The organism is Paenibacillus sp. NRS-1782 (genome assembly GCF_050467685.1).
Classification (GTDB): Bacteria; Bacillota; Bacilli; order Paenibacillales; family Paenibacillaceae; genus Paenibacillus; species Paenibacillus terrae_A.
In genome coordinates, this window is record NZ_JBITPH010000120.1 from 1 (window position 1) to 1,267 (window position 1,267).

The 1,267-nt window shown below is 29.0% G+C and carries 1 protein-coding gene; it reads right to left on the minus strand.

Annotation, left to right across the window (positions count from 1 at the left end):
• Positions 1 to 74 precede the first annotated feature (74 nt).
• Positions 75 to 1,067 carry a class I SAM-dependent methyltransferase gene (locus ACIFQM_RS24945; RefSeq protein ID WP_430044601.1) on the minus strand — a complete coding sequence of 331 codons (993 nt, stop codon included), beginning with the start codon at positions 1,065 to 1,067 and terminating at the stop codon, positions 75 to 77.
• Positions 1,068 to 1,267: the final 200 nt, after the last annotated feature.

Here is a 1,267-nt window from a genome sequence, read left to right on the forward strand (position 1 = left end):
TGGTACAATAACTGATACCTTAATATCATTTCTCATAATAACCGCCTATTCTAATCGTCATAGCCCTGCTTAATTTACATTTTTTCGAAAATATAAAAATCAGATGGAGAGGTCATATCTTCATTGCCTAACTCAAAGGGATATTTATTAGCAACAAAATCAACTAGTTTCCAATCACTCTCATTTTCTTGAACATACTTCATAAATTTTCGATTTCTAAATTCTGGCCATCTCGTGAATTCTTCATGATTACTGGAATAAATTATCACGTACTTACTAGATGCCTTGAACAAATCTTTCATATATTCTATATATACCGTATCTTCAACCAAGTGAAAGATTACATCTAAAGACAGAGCAAGATCATATTTTTTATTCATATAATTGTTTTTTTCGCCTCTGTGAAAAAAAGCTCTATTATCATAATCTGCAAATTTATCTTTATTTTTTTTTATAATCGTTTCAGAAACATCCACTCCTACATACACTGGGTAGTTCATAAGAGAAAGTTGATTTCCATCACCGCAACCAAACTCAATAACAGATTCAATTCGATGACTTTCAACAAATTCATTTATTATAGTTGCTTTGAACTCAGCAAGATGATCATAGGAACCCGTCCCAGATGTAAATCCATCTTTATAATGACTATCCCAAAACTCACTTGAGCTTATCTCCAACATTTTCTTTTCTTGTTGTTTTAGTTTGATATTTTCTTGACTTAGTTCCTCATTAATGGCTGATAAACTCTCCACATTATTCAACAGATTATTTTTATCTTGTAAAAGCAACTCATACTTTTCTTCAAAAATACTTTTTTCTTTTAAAAGATAGGTTTTCTCTTCGGAAAGAGTACTATTCTGCTTTGTTAAGTTTTCGTTTTGGCAAGTTAGTGTTCTTATACTATTTTCCAATAATCTATTATCATTGACGAGTTGCTCATAAGCTATTTTTTTTTGTTCAAGTAATTGGTAATAATTATTAGAAGATATATAATAAGTTTCCCTCTCATCAATAACCTTTTTTAGAGGAGGTACTGATTTAATAATTATTTTCTTTATATTCAAATCTTTCAAGCCTCCCTCTCATCATTTAAAAATCCTTTTATAAATTTTAAATAAAACCTGTAAAATGGAACCTAATATTCTAGATATTATATCAGAGTTAGTTGAAATTCTATTTTTTAACTGATGGTAAACACTTTTTAGCACCCCTCTAGGATACTCCCAATTAAAAAAACCTTGATTAAAATAATCTTGTAAAACAA